The 16,743-nt window shown below is 29.0% G+C and carries 14 protein-coding genes, 1 other RNA gene and 1 riboswitch; of the genes, 12 read left to right on the top strand and 3 right to left on the bottom strand.

Annotation, left to right across the window (positions count from 1 at the left end; translation table 11 throughout):
* Positions 1-30: 30 nt before the first annotated feature.
* The 8 genes from rpoD (at position 31) to NSA23_RS12510 (ending at position 7,681) form a co-directional block, all read left to right on the top strand.
* Positions 31-1,134 carry an RNA polymerase sigma factor RpoD gene (rpoD, locus tag NSA23_RS12545; RefSeq protein WP_042678574.1) on the top strand — a complete coding sequence of 368 codons (1,104 nt, stop codon included), beginning with the start codon at positions 31-33 and terminating at the stop codon, positions 1,132-1,134.
* A gap of 71 nt (positions 1,135-1,205) precedes the next feature.
* Positions 1,206-1,904: a tRNA (adenine(22)-N(1))-methyltransferase gene (locus NSA23_RS12540; protein WP_042678555.1), complete on the top strand. Its 699-nt coding sequence runs from the start codon at positions 1,206-1,208 to the stop codon at positions 1,902-1,904.
* Positions 1,891-2,991: a Nif3-like dinuclear metal center hexameric protein gene (locus NSA23_RS12535; RefSeq protein WP_042678556.1), complete on the top strand. Its 1,101-nt coding sequence runs from the start codon at positions 1,891-1,893 to the stop codon at positions 2,989-2,991. Before NSA23_RS12540 ends, NSA23_RS12535 begins: the two co-directional genes overlap by 14 nt.
* Before the next feature lie 61 nt (positions 2,992-3,052).
* A complete protein-coding gene (locus tag NSA23_RS12530; RefSeq protein WP_042678557.1) occupies positions 3,053-3,769 on the top strand; it encodes a zinc ribbon domain-containing protein in 717 nt (238 codons plus the stop codon).
* Positions 3,770-3,829: 60 nt separating this feature from the next.
* An RNA gene (gene rnpB / locus NSA23_RS12525) (RNase P RNA component class A) lies at positions 3,830-4,172 on the top strand.
* Positions 4,173-4,455: 283 nt separating this feature from the next.
* Positions 4,456-4,553: riboswitch (THF riboswitch) on the top strand.
* 76 nt (positions 4,554-4,629) lie between these two features.
* Complete coding sequence (locus NSA23_RS12520; protein ID WP_042678558.1) at positions 4,630-5,166, top strand: folate family ECF transporter S component; 537 nt, start codon at positions 4,630-4,632, stop codon at positions 5,164-5,166.
* A 138-nt stretch (positions 5,167-5,304) separates the two neighbouring features.
* Entirely contained in the window at positions 5,305-5,553 is a 249-nt protein-coding gene (locus tag NSA23_RS12515) for a hypothetical protein (RefSeq protein ID WP_042678559.1), read from the top strand.
* Between the two features lie 343 nt (positions 5,554-5,896).
* Positions 5,897-7,681, top strand: a complete 1,785-nt coding sequence (locus tag NSA23_RS12510) for a thioester domain-containing protein (protein WP_147524959.1) — start codon at positions 5,897-5,899, stop codon at positions 7,679-7,681.
* 45 nt (positions 7,682-7,726) lie between these two features.
* Here NSA23_RS12510 and nadC read toward each other — a convergent pair whose 3' ends face one another.
* The 3 genes from nadC to NSA23_RS12495 are packed head-to-tail and all read right to left on the bottom strand — an operon-like array spanning position 7,727 to position 9,901.
* Positions 7,727-8,563 (bottom strand): carboxylating nicotinate-nucleotide diphosphorylase, encoded by an 837-nt coding sequence (gene nadC / locus NSA23_RS12505; RefSeq protein WP_042678561.1) that lies wholly within the window; start codon positions 8,561-8,563, stop codon positions 7,727-7,729.
* Positions 8,564-8,585: 22 nt separating this feature from the next.
* Positions 8,586-9,494 (bottom strand): quinolinate synthase NadA, encoded by a 909-nt coding sequence (gene nadA / locus NSA23_RS12500; RefSeq protein ID WP_042678562.1) that lies wholly within the window; start codon positions 9,492-9,494, stop codon positions 8,586-8,588.
* 26 nt (positions 9,495-9,520) lie between these two features.
* The gene (locus tag NSA23_RS12495; RefSeq protein WP_042678563.1) at positions 9,521-9,901 is read right to left on the bottom strand and encodes a RidA family protein; all 381 of its coding nucleotides are present in this window, start codon (positions 9,899-9,901) and stop codon (positions 9,521-9,523) included.
* Between the two features lie 689 nt (positions 9,902-10,590).
* Here NSA23_RS12495 and NSA23_RS12490 point away from each other — a divergent pair.
* The 4 genes from NSA23_RS12490 to NSA23_RS12475 all read left to right on the top strand — a co-directional run.
* Positions 10,591-12,750 carry a PAS domain-containing sensor histidine kinase gene (locus tag NSA23_RS12490; protein WP_042678564.1) on the top strand — a complete coding sequence of 720 codons (2,160 nt, stop codon included), beginning with the start codon at positions 10,591-10,593 and terminating at the stop codon, positions 12,748-12,750.
* A 22-nt stretch (positions 12,751-12,772) separates the two neighbouring features.
* Complete coding sequence (locus NSA23_RS12485; protein WP_042678565.1) at positions 12,773-14,089, top strand: sigma-54-dependent transcriptional regulator; 1,317 nt, start codon at positions 12,773-12,775, stop codon at positions 14,087-14,089.
* A gap of 178 nt (positions 14,090-14,267) precedes the next feature.
* Positions 14,268-15,773, top strand: coding sequence for an acetyl-CoA hydrolase/transferase family protein (locus NSA23_RS12480; RefSeq protein ID WP_420841093.1), 1,506 nt, complete (start codon positions 14,268-14,270; stop codon positions 15,771-15,773).
* Between the two features lie 26 nt (positions 15,774-15,799).
* A partial coding sequence (locus tag NSA23_RS12475) for an acyl-CoA mutase large subunit family protein (protein ID WP_257490590.1) occupies positions 15,800-16,743 on the top strand: 944 nt, incomplete at its 3' end.

The raw sequence follows: 16,743 nt of genomic DNA, 5'->3' as shown, positions 1-16,743 counted from the left end.
TGCTGAAAGGAGGGAGTGCTGGTGGGGCAAATGAAGAAAGGCAAGAAAGAACAAATAGAAATTGTAAAGAAATTGATGGATAAAGGTAAGAAGCAAGGTATGCTTACTTATAAAGAAATAATGGATAATTTAGAGGAAATAGATCTAGATTCAGAGCAAATAGATAAGATGTATCAGAGTTTAGAAGATATGGGAATTGAGCTTGTAGGAGACAAGGATGAAGATATACTACTGGAAAAAGATGAAGATGAAGATGAGGATGAGGATGAAGACAAAGGTGGAATCATAGCACCTCCAAAGGGAATAAATGTAGATGATCCTGTTAGAATGTATTTAAAAGAAATTGGAAAAATTCCTTTACTTAGTGCAGAAGAAGAAGTTGAACTAGCTAAAAGAATGGAATCAGGAGATGAAATAGCAAAAAGAAGGCTAGCCGAAGCCAATTTAAGATTAGTAGTAAGTATTGCAAAGAGATATGTAGGAAGAGGCATGTTATTTCTTGATTTAATTCAGGAAGGAAATTTAGGTCTTATGAAGGCTGTTGAAAAATTTGATTATAAAAAGGGATATAAATTTAGCACCTATGCTACTTGGTGGATACGTCAAGCTATAACTAGATCTATTGCAGATCAAGCAAGAACTATTAGAATACCAGTTCATATGGTTGAAACAATAAATAAGCTTATGAGAGTATCAAGACAATTAGTACAAGAGTTAGGCAGAGATCCAACACCTGAAGAGATTGCTAAAGAAATGAATATGGAAGTTGATAAAGTAAGGGATATTATGAAAATAGCTCAAGAGCCTGTTTCCTTAGAAACACCTATTGGAGAAGAAGAAGATAGCCATTTAGGTGATTTTATTCCTGATGATGAAGCTCAAGCACCAGCAGAAGCTGCCACTTTCACATTATTAAAGGAACAACTTCTAGATGTATTAGATACTCTTACTCCAAGAGAACAAAAAGTTTTAAGGTTGAGATTTGGTTTGGATGATGGAAGAGCAAGAACTTTAGAAGAAGTAGGTAAGGAATTTGATGTAACAAGGGAAAGAATAAGACAAATAGAAGCAAAAGCTCTAAGAAAACTTAGACATCCTAGTAGAAGTAAAAAATTAAAGGATTTCTTAGAATAGAATTAAAGGTTCGCATTATGCGAATCTTTAATTCTAATTTTATTTTAAGGATTAATAGAAAGGAAATAAATATGAAGCTATCATTGAGATTAATAACTATAAAAAATTTCGTAAAAGAAAATTCAATAGTTGCAGATATTGGAACAGACCATGGCTATATTCCTGGCTATTTAATAGAAAATAATATAAGTAAAAAAGTTATTGCAACAGATATAAGCAAAGGCTCTTTAGATAAGGCAATAGAATATATTGAAAAAATAGGATATAAAGAATATATAGACACTAGATTAGGGAATGGATTAGAAGTTTTAAAACCCTATGAAGTAGATACAATTATAATAGCAGGAATGGGCGGCTTATTAATAAAAGATATAATAGAAAAGGATTTAGAAATAACAAAGACTATAAATAATTTTATATTTCAGCCTATGGGAGCAGCTGAAGAACTTAGAAAATATTTATATGAAAATAATTTTAAAATAATAGATGAAAAAATAATAAAAGAAGATGGAAAATATTATGAAATAATATATGTTAGCAGGGGTAAAGACTATATCGAGGATGAAATATATTATGAAATTAGTAAAAAATTATTAGATAAAAAAGATCCTGTTTTGAGGGAATTTATAGAATTTAAAATAAATAAGACTGAAGAAATACTTAAAGAATTAGAAAAAACTCATACAGAAAAAACAGCTAAAAGAAAAGAAGATTTATCTTCTAGGCTTAAAAAATATAAGGAGGCTAAAAACAGCTATGAAGGCTATTGACATAATAAATATTATGAACAAATGGGTCCCACCCTATTTAATAGATAGCTGGGATAGTACAGGATTTCAGATTGGGGATCCAAATAAAGAAGTAGCAAAAATTTTAATTTCTCTAGATTTAGATAGAGAAACTTTTAAAAAAGCTAAGAAAGAAAATATAGACATGATCATTACCCACCATCCACTACTATTTAAACCTGTAGACAAGATCACAACAGAAGATTACAAAGGAAAGTTAATGTATGATTTAATAAAAGAAGATATAATAGTATATAATGCACATTCAAATTTAGATTTGGCTATAGGAGGAGTAAATGACACTTTAGCAAATATATTAGATCTAAGCGATTTAGAAATACTTGAAAAATCCTATGAAGAAAAACTATATAAATTGGTAGTATTTGTGCCTAGAACATATGCAGATAAATTAAGAAAGGCGTTAGGTGAATCAGGAGCAGGATGGATAGGTAATTATAGTCACTGCACATACAATATAGATGGCATAGGAACTTTCATGCCTAGAGAAGGTACTAATCCTTTCATAGGAAGTTTAAACGAAATTGAAAAAGTAGAAGAAACTAGAGTAGAAACCATTGTAGAAGAAAGTAAATTAAATAGAGTATTGAAAGAGATGTTAAAAGCTCATCCTTATGAAGAAGTGGCCTATGATATTTATCCATTATATAATGATGGTATCCAATACGGCTATGGAAGGATAGGGAATATAGAAGAAATGCCCCTATATAAATTTTTAGATAAGGTGAAGAAAAAATTAAGGGTAGACAAATTAAGAGTTTATGGAGATTTAGAGAAAGAAATAAGAAGAATAGCTGTATGTGGAGGAAGTGGAAGTGATTTTATAGAGTCTGCTTCCAAGAAAGATGCAGATGTATACTTAACAGGAGATATAAAATATCATGATGGACAGCTTGCTAAAGAATTGGGACTTATATTAGTAGATGGAGGTCATTTCCATACTGAAAAAATCATTCTACCAGTAATAAAAGAAAAACTTCAAGAAAACATAAAGGAAGATATAGAGATGATTTTACATGAAAAAAGTACAGCACCTTTTTCAATATACTAATTAATTTTTTAAAACTTCATCAAAACTTGGCTTTACCTAATAACGGAGGTGGAAGTGAGATATGGAGCAGTTAGAACTTTTGTGGGAATTGCAGAAACATGAGGACTATTTAAAAATTATAAAAAAGAAATTGGAAGATTTAGCAAAGACAAGTTATATAGAAACTATGACTATAAGAATTGAAACATTAGAGCAAGGGTTAAATGACAAGGAAAAATCTTTAGAGAGAAATAGTGAATTATTTAGAAAAAATAATTTAGCACTTAAGGATTTAAATTATCAATTAAGTAAAATAGAAAAAGAACTATATAGTGGAGTTGTTACAGATTTAAAACAACTTGATTATATGGATAAGGAAAGTGAAGTAATTAGAGATGATATAAATAAATTAGAAATAGATATGTTAAGCATAATGGAAGATATGGATGAAATTAGACAAGAAATAGAAAAAATAAAAATAGAACATGATAAAAATAAAGAAAGATTTAAAGAAAGTATTCTAGAGTATGAAAAAATAACTAATGAATTAAGAGAAGAAGCAAGAAAGGAAATGGATTTCATATATGATATATCATCGAAAATAGAAAAAGATATATATGAAAAATACAGTAGTATTAAAGAAAATAAGGGATATGCAATAGCGGTAATAAAGGAAGATGAATGTAGCGGATGTCATGTAATAATACCTATCTTTTTATTAGATAAAGTAAAAGCTAAAGAAGAAATAGTCCAATGTGAAAATTGCAGAAGAATATTATATTACTCCACCAATCCATAAAATACCTTTGCAAAATTTTATAGTTTATGTTATAGTTATAATGTTAAAAAACGAAATAAATGAGTAGGTCGGGTGGTCGCATGCTTAAAGCATGAGGAAAGTCCGAGCTCCATAAGGTAGGATGCTGGGCAATACCCAGTAGGGGTGACCCTAAGGATAGTGCAACAGAAAGATACCGCCTGATTTCGTCAGGTAAGGGTGGAAAGGCGAGGTAAGAGCTCACCAGCAACTAGGTGACTAGTTGGCTATGTAAACCCCATCCGGAGCAAGACCAAGTAGGGACAAAAGGTGACAGTTGCCTGCTGTCGTCCCAAATGGTAGGTCGCATGAGCCTATTGGTAACAATAGGTCATAGATAGATGACCATCTAAGACAGAACTCGGCTTACAGATCTACTCATCATTGAAAACTACGCCATTTTATATGGCGTTTTTTTATTTTGCTACTAAAAGAAATATCATTATTTGATATACAATAATACTAAAATTAAATATAAAGGTAGTAGTAGGTTATAATATTAATAATACTTTATCGAGGGTAGAAATAAATCATTATATAAAAAGAGTTTACAAGATTATAATGATTATATGTAATTAGTTACAAGCTAGTTGAATGTAAAAAATCAAGCTATAAATTGTTGTACTATTGTCAAAAGTTAGAAAGTATGATAATATGGGTATGAGTAAGGCAGAGTAAGCGGTTTGCGTAAAGTGCTAAGGGATGGGACGTTGCCCTTAGACGAAGAGCTTCAAGTAGTTTGCGATAAACCGTTGCGTTCGCTGTCACATTAACAAACGGACCTTTTTTTCGTTTGCTGTGGCAGACTGCACACTAGAATAAACGAAGAGGAGGTTTTTTTTATGAAAAAAGGAAAGATGTCCATTAAAGAAATGGCATATTATGCCATATTGATAGCTTTAAATGTTGTTTTAACTAGAGTTGGAAGTATTAGAATAGGTGGTGGAGGAGTAGAGATAGTTAGAATTGGTTTTGGAGGTTATCCTATAATATTTGCAGGATTAGTATTTGGGCCTTTAGCAGGAGGGATTGTTGGAACTATAGGAGATATAATAGGACATTTTGCAAGTCCAATGGGGCCATATATGCCACATTTTACTATGACAGCTGCACTTACTGGGATCATTCCAGGACTTATAATGATGCTCTTTAAAGAACCTAAAAATTCTTTCTGGAAATTAACAGTAGCCATAGGAGTTGGACAGATAGTCACATCTATTTTTCTAGTTCCATATTTTATGAAGACTTTATTTAGTGTTCCTATGATAACTACTGTACCTGGAAGAGTAATAGGTCAAGCAGTTCATATTCCACTATATGCTTTCATTACACGTGAAATTCAAAAGAGACTTTCCGTAATATATGCTGGTAACTATTAATCTTTAAATATAAAATTTATTTTCAAACTAGCCTAATTTTCAAGGGCTAGTTTTTTTCAGTCATAAAATATTATTAAATTAATAAATATAGAAAAAGGTTCTAAAGATTTATTATAATCAAATAATGGAGGTAAAAAAATGGATAACAATATTTTATATGAAAAAATTTATACAGCATTAATAGGAATGTCTAAAGAATATTCAGTGAACAAAGTGGAAGAAATAAATATGGTTGAAAATATAGGAATAGGAATTGATACAGAGGATTTAATTAAATATTTGAAATCTAAAAACAATCCTTTATTTGAAGAACTTAAAAAAATAAATATAAGAAAAGAAGAACTAGAGATAATTACTATAATTATAACAAATATTAAGGGAAAATAAATATGTTATTTCCTCTAATATATAATTAACTAAATTTTTATGGTATCATTGTATTATTCTACCATAGTAAAAAAGTCATATTTATTTTTGTTTTCAAAAATAAATAGTTAAATTTTTATCGAATATTAAATCATTCTAGGGAAGTTTAGGAAATATTTAAAAAATATAAAATAAATAATCAGAATATAAGGAAAAATCTGATTGACAAATTATTTTAAAAAAGGCAAAATAAATAATAAGAACTATATATTATCAAAGGAGGAGATATTAAAAAACTAATACATTAATAACAATGTTTTACATTTAGTTATTAGCAAAATAAAATAAGGAGAGGTGACGGGTAATGACAAAAAGGAGAATCTTTAGTTTGATATTAGTGCTATCAATCATGTTAGGTAATATGACAATAATGTCAAGAAATAGCGCAGAAGCAGCTGAGACACCACAATATAAGAAGTTTCATTCTATTAACAGAGGTAATGTAAAAGCACAAGGGGCAGGATATTTATTAGGTTATATAGATAGAAAAGTATCTGATAAAACCTATACAATAACTACAAGAATTAAGGAAGATGAAGATAATAAGCCTGCATATTGTTTAAATTATAATCTAGACAGTCCAAAGTTTAATGGAAATGAATTTAAAAAAACTAATGAAAAGCTAAATGCTAAGGAATATACAGCTCTAATGTACAGTTATGGTGGTCCTAAAGATAAGACAAGCAAAGCTTTAACTCCAGATGAAAGATATTATGTATCTCAAGTAGCCATGTATTCAATTACTGATGAAACTACAGAAATAACTAAGAATAACTTAGTTAAGCACATGGGAACTCTTATTGATCACAATAAGAGTGAAGAAATATTAAATAATATCAATAGTCTTATAAGAGAAATAGAAGAAAATACATTACCCTTACCGAAAGAGGAAGAAATATCAGTAAAAATTAATGGTGCAATCTCTCCAATGGAACAAAAAGGCAGTTATTTAGAATCAGGAATGATACAAATAATAAATTCAAATTTAAATGGTTTATTGAAAATAGATAAAAAGGATTTAGGAAAAGCATATTTTGTTGATTTAAATGGTAATCAGGTAGATGACAAATATGTTTTAGAAGGAAATGAAGTTAAATTAAGAATCGATACATCTAATGCAGGTGAAGGTGGAAAAATAGGATTTACAGTTAATGGACAAAGGAACTTTTCTGATGCCAATAAATATATTCAAAGGCATGCCAAAGATACAGGTGTAAATGGTAAGAAAATTCAAAGGATTGCTTGGATAGGAGAAGTTGAGAAAACTGCATCAGATTCTTTCTCTATAGAATATGATGGAATAAAGAGGGATATAGAGATTACTAAAACTGATTATAATGGAAAACCTTTGGATGGAGCAGAATTTATATTGCTAGACAAAAATGGAAATGAAATTCAAGGACCAATGGAAACCAAGGATGGAAAGCTCCTATTTGAAAATATTTCATTAGGTGAATATAAGATAGTTGAAACTAAGGCACCAGAAGGTTATGTTTTAAACAATGAAAAAAAATTAGTAATTGTTGAAGGAAATTCACCAGAATTAATTAAAGTAAATATTGAAAACAGGCCTATAATAGGCAGTTTGAAAATTACTAAAATAGATAGTCATTCTGGGGAAAAACTATCTAACTCTAAATTTCAAATTAAAAATGAAAAAGGAGAAATAATAAAGGAAGGAATTACTGATGAAAATGGCATTGCTATATTTGATGACCTAATATATGGTAAATATAAATATGTTGAAATCGAAGCACCAGAAGGATATGATCTTGATACAACAGAATATCCTTTTGAAATAAAAGAGGATGGTGAAATTGTTGAAATAGAGATAGAGAATAAAAAGACTGAGAAATTAAAAGAGATAATAAAAATAGACAAAACAGATAAAACTGATAAAAAATCAACAAGAGAAATAGCAAATATTAGTCCAAATATAGAGAAGAAAAATAAATATACTACTAAACAATCTGAAAAAATCGGAACAACAAATCTCCCTAAAACAGGAAATACAAACGATTTCATGTTGTATTTTTCAGGAATAATATGTATATTAATAGGATTATATTTTAAAAAGAGTAATATATAAAAAAATAAAATATCTTCGGTTACAATATTGTAGCCGAAGATATTTTTATATCCAAGATAAGTTTTTCATGCTTATATCCAATGAATAAATAGTATGTGTGAGCATGCCCAATGATATAAAATTAACCCCAGTATTTGCAACTGCTCTTATATTGTCTAAATTTATATTACCAGAAGCTTCTGTACTACATTTATTACCTATTATACCTACTGCCCTTTTCATCGTCTCAATGTTCATATTATCTAACATTATAATATCAGCACCTGCAGCTATTGCTTCTTTTACTTCTTCTAAAGTTTCAGTCTCTACTTCAATTTTGTTGCCCATAGGGAGACTTTTTTTAACTTTTAGAATGGCTTCCATTATTCCACCGGCAGCACTAATATGATTGTCTTTTATGAGAATGCCATCAGATAAATTAAATCTATGATTGTATCCGCCGCCAATTGTAACTGCATATTTTTCAAGTATTCTTAAATTAGGAGTAGTTTTTCTAGTATCCAATATTTTTGCTTCAGTTCCTTCAACTAGATTAACAGCTTTATTCGTAATAGTTGCAATTCCACTCATTCTTTGTAAAAAGTTTAAAGCAATTCTTTCTCCAACTAAAATATTATATGCATTTCCATATATAGTTCCAAGTACTTGTCCAGCATTAACAGAATCACCATCATTTGCATAGAATTTAACATCAACTTCATTAAGTATATGAAATACTCTTTTGAAAATTGGCAATCCAGCTATTATACCATTTTCTTTTCCAATTAGTTCAACCTTACATTTAGAATTAGATTCTACAATAGCAGAAGTAGTAATATCTTTAAAAGAAGAATCTTCTTCTAGTGCATTTTTTATGATATTGTCAACAATTAGCCAATTCATATTGTTCTCCTTTCCTAATCTCTTATCTTGTAGCTAATTCAAGCATATTTAAAAGGGATTTATTTGCTGCTACTCTCAATGATTCTTCAAGAACTATTTCATTTTTTTCTAATAATAAACTGTTATATAAATCTTTCAAAGTTATACATTTCATTGGATTGCAGATAATATTTAGACTATGAAATCTTTTATTAGGATATCTGTTTTTTAGCTCATACAAAATTCCATCTTCAGTTATTACTAAAAAATCTTTAGAATCACATTTTCTAATATAATCAATTATTTGACCTGTACTCCCAATAAAATTAGCTAACTTTCTAACCTCTTTTTTACATTCGGGATGTACTAAAACAATTAGTTTTGAATTAAATTTTTCTTTATAGTTTAAAATATCTTTAGCACTAATATTATCATGAACATCACAAGAACCATCCCATAGAATTAATTTTTTATCAGGAAATTTTTCTTGAACATGGTTTCCTAGATGTTTATCAGGAATAAAAATTATTTCATTGGCATCAATATTTTTAATCACATTATATGCGTTAGAAGATGTACAACAAGCATCAGAAACAGCTTTTACTTCTGTTAATGAATTCACATAGCTAACTACCTTAGCATTTTTATGTTTCTTTTTCATACTTATTACATCCTTTTGAGAAGCAAGTTTTGCCATAGAACATTTAGCTTCAGTATTAGGTAGTAGAACCTTCTTATTTGGAGAAAGAATTTTAGCACATTCAGCCATGAAGCTTACACCACAAAAAACAATTATTTCACAGTCAAGTTCAAGACCTATCTTACTTAAATAATAGGAATCACCTACATAATCAGCTAATTCTTGTATCTCGTCTCTAACATAATAATGTGCAAGTATAGCTGCATTTTTCTCCTTTTTCAATCTAAGTATTTCTTCTTTATAATTTTTCATAAATAATCCTTTCTAATAAATTAATATTATTTTTTTAATGCAATTGCGTCTATTTCCACATCAATACCTCTTAATTGAACCCCAATAGTAGTCCTAGTTGGAAATGGCTCACTGAACATTTTTCTATATACAGAATTCATTTCATCAAAATACTTAATATCAGATAAATATACAGTTGTTCTAACAACATCTTTTAATGAACAATCTGCCTCTTTTAAAATTGATTCAATATTTTTGATAACTTGATAAGTTTGATCTTTAATATCTTTTTTTATTTCTCCCGTAATAGGATCCTGTGGACGTTGTCCAGCTGTAAAAACATAATTTTCAGTTATAATACCCTGTGAATATGGTCCTGCAGGGGATGGTGCATTTTTTGTAGAAATATCTTTAAAATTATTAGACATTTTTAATCTCTCCTTATCTTATTGATTACAACCATTATAGCAAGTGTATATACACCTGTCAATACATATGCCGTTGGGACGCTAATGGCAAACTATTTTTTTATGAAAGCTAGTAATGATAATGAATAGAAAGAAATATATTAAATACATGTAGCAACCTAAAGGTTTTAAGTTATCTGACAAAAGTAAAAGAATATAGTAATATTAAGGTATCTAAGGTTATTAGCCTACCTATGAGGAATTTTAAATTTAATTATGATAAATTAATATTCCATATTATTGTAGTTTATTAAAGTATTATCTTAATAAGAAATTGTTGTCCTCCAATGAAGTGAAATTCTTGGAAACAACGATTTTTTTATTTTAAGAATTGGTTATTTATATTGAATATAGCAGAACTTAAATTATTCTCCATTGATTGACAAAAAAATAATAATGTAGTATTGTTAGAATATTAGGATATTTATAAAAAATTAAAACATATTTTATTTGTTATTGCATGTTTTTAACATATAAAACTATTAATCTACTATTTATCTAATTAACAGTTTTATATGTTAAAAACAGGTTATATATAACGGAAAGTTTTCATATAAATTATATAATAGTTTAACTTTCATTTGGACATGTTGTTTTTTATCTATACCCCGAATCATATCTAATTTTTAAATAGTTAAGGAGATTATAATATGAGATGGAACAGTTTAAAGTTTAAAATTCCTTTTACTATATTAATATTTTCACTTAGTTCAATTCTTATGATTACCATATTTATTCAAAATGTCACCTCAAAACATATAAAAGAAGATGTTCTAAAAAATAATATGACTTTATCAAATATGTTGTCTCAACATATACAGCTTTATGTAAAGGATGCTAAAGAAACTGTTATAACATTGGCCAACTTTGCTACAGAAAGTGGAGGAGATATAGAGGAAATAGAAAAAGAAATCTATAGAATCTATGACAATTTTAAATACTTTGATTTAATTTATTTATTGGATACAGAAGGAAATATGCTTGTATCAAAGCCTGAAAATGAAAAAGCTATGATTAAACATAATTATTCCGATAGAGATTACTTTAAAAAAGTTATGGAGGATAAGACACCTTGTATAAGTGATCTTTATGTAGGAAGAGTACTAGGACAACTTCATTTTGTCATTGCTGCACCTATATTTGATAAAAATAGTAATGTAATAGGATTAATAGGAGGTGGAATAAATCTATCTAATATTAAAAAAATTACAGAAGAAGTACAAGAAAAATTTGAAGGAGAAATATATGTAGTAGATCAAGCAGGAGCAATTATAGTTCATCCTGAAATAGATAATATGGAACGTTTTATAAAAATGGGAAATTATACTTTTTCAAAAGATGACAATGAAATTGAATTATATGATGTTATAAAAGATAGAGAGTCTCAACTACTAAGTTATGAAAAAAATAATGAAAAATATTATAGTACCACGAGCTTTGTAGATGAAGTTAGTTGGACAATAGCTGTGAAACAATCAGAATTTGCTATATTAAAGGAGATGATTTGGCTAAAAAAACAATTAAGAAGTATATCTTTTATGCTTATTTTTGCAACTATAGTTATTGGACTAATATCAGCCCAGAGAATAATAGGACCAATAGAAACTTTAGTCAAAGGTGTTAGAGTGCTAGGAAGTTCTTGTGAAAGTGTAATTCCCATTTCTATAAACTCCAATGATGAAATAGGAGAGTTAGCGGAAGTCTTTAATGATATGAGTGTTAAACTTAAGAATAATATGAATAGGCTTAAAGAATCTTATAATAGAGAAAACTATTTTAGACAGTATTTAGACAATATTTTAAAGAGTTTAGGAAGTGGGATATTAGTAGTAAATGAAAAAGGTAATATAACTTTATTTAACAAAGCAGCAGAAGAGATAACAGGATTTAAATCTAAGGATTACATAGGAAAAAATTCTCTTGATTTTTTTAAGAAAACAGAAATTTGCTTAGAAGATTTTGTGGAAAATATTAAAAATGATGAAGACATTCTAATTTTAGAAAGACAGCTAAAAAGAAGTGATAAAAAATACATACCAATAAATATTTCTATATCATTAGCTTTTGATGAAAATAAAAAGGTAATTGGCATAATTTATCTCTTTAATGATATTTCCAGGGAAAAGAAAATGGATAGAGAATTAAAAAAATTAGATAGAATGCATATTCTAGGAGAATTATCTGCAGCACTTATTCATGATATTGGAAATCCATTGGCTGGAATAAGTAATTTGTTAGAACTTTTAGACACTAATTGGGAAGATGAGAAACTAAGGGAAGAGATATTTTACTTTTTAGATAAAGAAATAAGAGAATTAAATGATCTTATTGTAAACTTCCTGAGTTTTTCAAGGGACACTAGTTTAAACAAAGAACCAACAAATATAGTTGAACTTATGAAAGAAGTCATAAATTTACTTAGGCCAGAAATTATCAATAAAAATATTAGACTTTCGGAAAATTATATGGATGAACAAAAGTCTATAGTAAATGTAAATAAAGGAAATATAAAACAAGCACTTATAAATATAATAATTAATTGTATACAAGCAGTAGGCAAAAGTGGAATAATTTTCATGGTAATCAAAAATTATGAGGAAAAAATAATTATAAATATTAAAGATAATGGCAAGGGAATAAAAAAGAGAGATCTAGGAAAAATATTTGAACCTTTTTATACTACAAAGAAGGAAGGTACTGGACTAGGTCTTTCCAGTACCTATAAGACAATTAAAGAACATGATGGCCATATTTTTGTTAATAGTGAGATAGGTAAAGGTACAGAGTTTGTTATAGAATTAAAAAAATAGTTGGCTAAATTGGAGGAATTCTATGAAGATATTAATAATTGATGATGAAGAGAGTATTCGTTTTTCATTAAAGGTAAGTTTGGGAAAACTTGGCTTTGAGTCATTAGTAGCGGAAACAGGCGAAGAAGGATTAGAATTATTTAAATCCCACTCTCCTAAATTAGCAATTGTAGATATAAAATTACCAGGCATAGATGGCATAGAAGTTCTTAAGAGAATTAAAAAGGTAGATCCAGACTGTATAGTTATAATGATAACCTATTTAAGTGAAGTTAGATTAGCAGTTAAATCTATGAAAATAGGAGCTTATGATTATTTTATGAAGCCCTTTTCTCTTGCAGAAATAAATAATGCTGTTAAAAAAGCAGCTAGATATATTGAAAAAAAACAAGAATTAGATAAATTGAATTATGAATCAGAATTTATAGGGGAAAGTGCTCCTATTAAGAATATTAAAGACATAATCGAAGTTATTTCTAAATTAGAAATGAGTACTCATGTTTTAATACAAGGAGAAAGTGGGACAGGTAAAGAAGTAGTAGCTGAACTCATTCATGAAAAAATGAGGAAAGATAAGGCTTTTGTGCCTTTAAATTGCAGTGCTATACCTAAAAATCTTCAGGAAAGTGAATTATTTGGATATGAAAAGGGAGCCTTTACAGGAGCTAGTGAAAGCAAGGAAGGATTAATAGGAAAATCTCATGAAGGAATTCTTTTTTTGGATGAAATCGGTGATATGGATTTAAGTCTACAAGCTAAACTTCTAAGGGTATTACAGGAGAAAAAATATAGACCTATAGGTTCTTTAGAAGAGAAAGAATTTGATACAACTATTATTGCAGCTACAAACAAAAATTTGCAGGAAGAAGTAAAGAAAGGAAATTTTAGGGATGATTTATATTATAGATTAAATATAATACCTATATACATTCCACCTCTTAGAGAAAGAAAGGAAGACATTCCACTGCTTATCTATTCATTTCTAGAAGAATATAATTTAAAATTAAATAAAGGGATTAAAAAAGTCGATAAAGAAGCAATGGATATATTATTAAACTACAATTGGCCAGGAAATATTAGAGAATTAAAAAATGTTATAGAGAGAATGGCTATTTTCAATAAAGGAGACTCAATTTATATAAAAGATTTGCCTAATGAAATAAAAAGTTATTTTTATGAAGAAAAAAAGAAATTATCTCCACTTGAAATTGCAGAACTAAAAGTAATACTGAGCTCTTTAGAAAGACATGATTGGAATATATCTAAAGTATCTGAAGAATTAAATATATCTAGACAGACTATAAGGAGGAAAATGGGAAAGTATGATTTGGAAAAGTAAATAGTATTTTGTTTAGTGGTAAGTTTTGAACGTGAAAGTTCAAGACTTACCATTTTTTATTTATGAATAAATAGAACATTAGTAAATTAGCATTTTATTGTAAAATAAAATTGGCACAGTTTGTGCAACAATTATATAATTAAATTACAGATTTGAATAATTAGAAGGAGGGGTTATGTTGACAAAGGAGAGAATAAGATGTGAAAAACTAAGGGATAGAATAATTTCAGCTGAAGAAGCTGCAAATATATTTAAAACAGGAATGGTTGTAGGAACTAGTGGTTTTACTCCAGCAGGTTATCCGAAAGCAGTACCTTTAGCTTTAGCTAAAAGGGCAGATAAAGGCGATAAGGTAGAGATAACTTTAATGACAGGAGCTTCAGTTGGAGATGAGCTTGATGGTGCATTATCAAGAGCTGGAGTAATAAAAAAGAGATTTCCCTATCAAACTAATACTTCTTGTAGAAATAGTATAAATAACGAGGAAATAGAGTTTTCAGATATACATTTAAGTCATTTACCTCAATGGGTGAAATATGGATTTATAGAAAAGATAGATATTGCACTTGTAGAAGCTATAGCTATAACAGAAGAAGGAGGAATAATTCCATCTACATCTATAGGAAATGCCAATGTATATGTACAAAAGGCAGATAAAGTAATAGTAGAAATAAATACTAGTCAGCCTTTAGGATTAGAAAGTATACATGACATATATAGTCCTGAAAATCCTCCAAATAGGAAGCCTATTCCAATACTAAAAACAGGAGATAGAGTTGGTACATCTTATATACCATGTGATCCTGAGAAAATAGTAGGTATAGTTATTACAGATATAAAAGATGCCAATAAGAAATTAGCTGCCATAGATGAAGATTCTAGAAAGATGGCAAATAATTTAATAGATTTCTTAGAAGGGGAAATAAGATTTGGAAGATTGCCAGAAAATCTCCTTCCATTACAATCTGGAGTAGGCAGTGTAGCAAATGCAGTATTAGGGGGATTAGTAGATTCGAACTATGAAAATTTAACTGTTTATTCTGAGGTTTTACAGGACTCGGTATTAGACTTAATAGATTGTGGAAAAGTGAATACAGCTTCTTCTACATCTCTTACCTTGTCAGAGGAAAGATTAGAAAATTTCTATAACAATATAGATCAATATAAAGAAAAAATAATACTTAGACCACAGGAAATAAGTAATAATCCTGAAGTAATAAGAAGGTTAGGAATAATAGCTATAAACACAGCAATAGAAGTGGATTTATACGGCAATGTAAACTCTAGTAATATAATGGGAAGCAGACTTATGAATGGAATAGGAGGCTCGGGAGACTTTGCACGAAATGCTTATCTTTCCATATTTGTAACACAGACAACAGCTAAAAATGGCAATATATCTTGCATAGTACCAATGGTATCTCACTGTGATCATACAGAACATGATGTTCAAATCATAGTAACAGAGCAAGGAGTTGCAGATTTAAGGGGATTGAGCCCTAAAGGTAGAGCTAAAACTATAATTGAAAATTGTGCTACGGGAGAATATAAAGAAATGCTAAAAGACTATTATAATAGAGCTTTAAAATGCTCCAAGTATAAGCATACTCCTCATATTATTGGTGAGGCTTTATCATGGCATAATAGGTTTTTAGAAACAGGTACTATGAGGATAAATCCTTAAAATTATAATATAAGGGGGTTTTGTAAGTGTTTAACGACAATGAAATAATTAATATTAAAGAATCTAAAAAGAAATGGGAAAGTGAAGTAGTAGATAAAGCAATTAAAAGATTTCCAGAAAGAAAAGAAAAGTTTTCTACAGTTTCAGATATTGAAGTAGACAGATTATATACTCCTGAAAATATGGAGAACTCCGACTATGAAAAAGATCTAGGGTACCCTGGAAAATATCCATATACTAGAGGGGTTCAACCTACAATGTATAGAGGTAGGTTATGGACTATGAGACAGTATGCAGGATTTGCTACAGCAGAAGAGTCAAATAAAAGATATAAATATCTTCTTGAGCAAGGTCAAACAGGTCTTAGTGTAGCTTTTGATCTTCCAACTCAAATTGGCTATGATTCAGATCACTCTCTAAGTGCAGGAGAAGTAGGAAAAGTTGGAGTAGCCATTGATTCATTAAAAGATATGGAGATTTTATTTGATGGAATTCCATTAGATAAAGTAAGTACTTCCATGACTATAAATGCTCCTGCCAGTGTTCTTTTAGCTATGTATATAGCAGTAGCTGAAAAGCAAGGTGTATCTCAAGATAAACTTAGAGGTACTATTCAAAATGACATATTGAAAGAATATATTGCAAGAGGAACTTATATTTTTCCTCCAGAACCTTCTATGAGACTTATAACAGATATATTTGAATATTGCTCTAAAAACGTTCCTAAGTGGAATACCATAAGTATCAGTGGATATCACATTAGGGAAGCGGGGGCTACTGCTATACAAGAAGTAGCTTTTACGTTAGCAGATGGAATTGCATATGTAGAGGCAGCAATTGAGACAGGATTAGATGTAGATGATTTTGCACCTAGACTTTCATTTTTCTTCAATGCTCATAACAATTTATTGGAGGAGATAGCTAAATATAGAGCGGCAAGAAGGATTTGGGCTAAGATAATGAAAAATAG

This window comes from Anaerosalibacter massiliensis (genome assembly GCF_024623155.1).
Lineage (GTDB): Bacteria > Bacillota > Clostridia > Tissierellales > Sporanaerobacteraceae > Anaerosalibacter > Anaerosalibacter massiliensis.
This window is presented reverse-complemented; position numbering and strand designations above follow the sequence as displayed.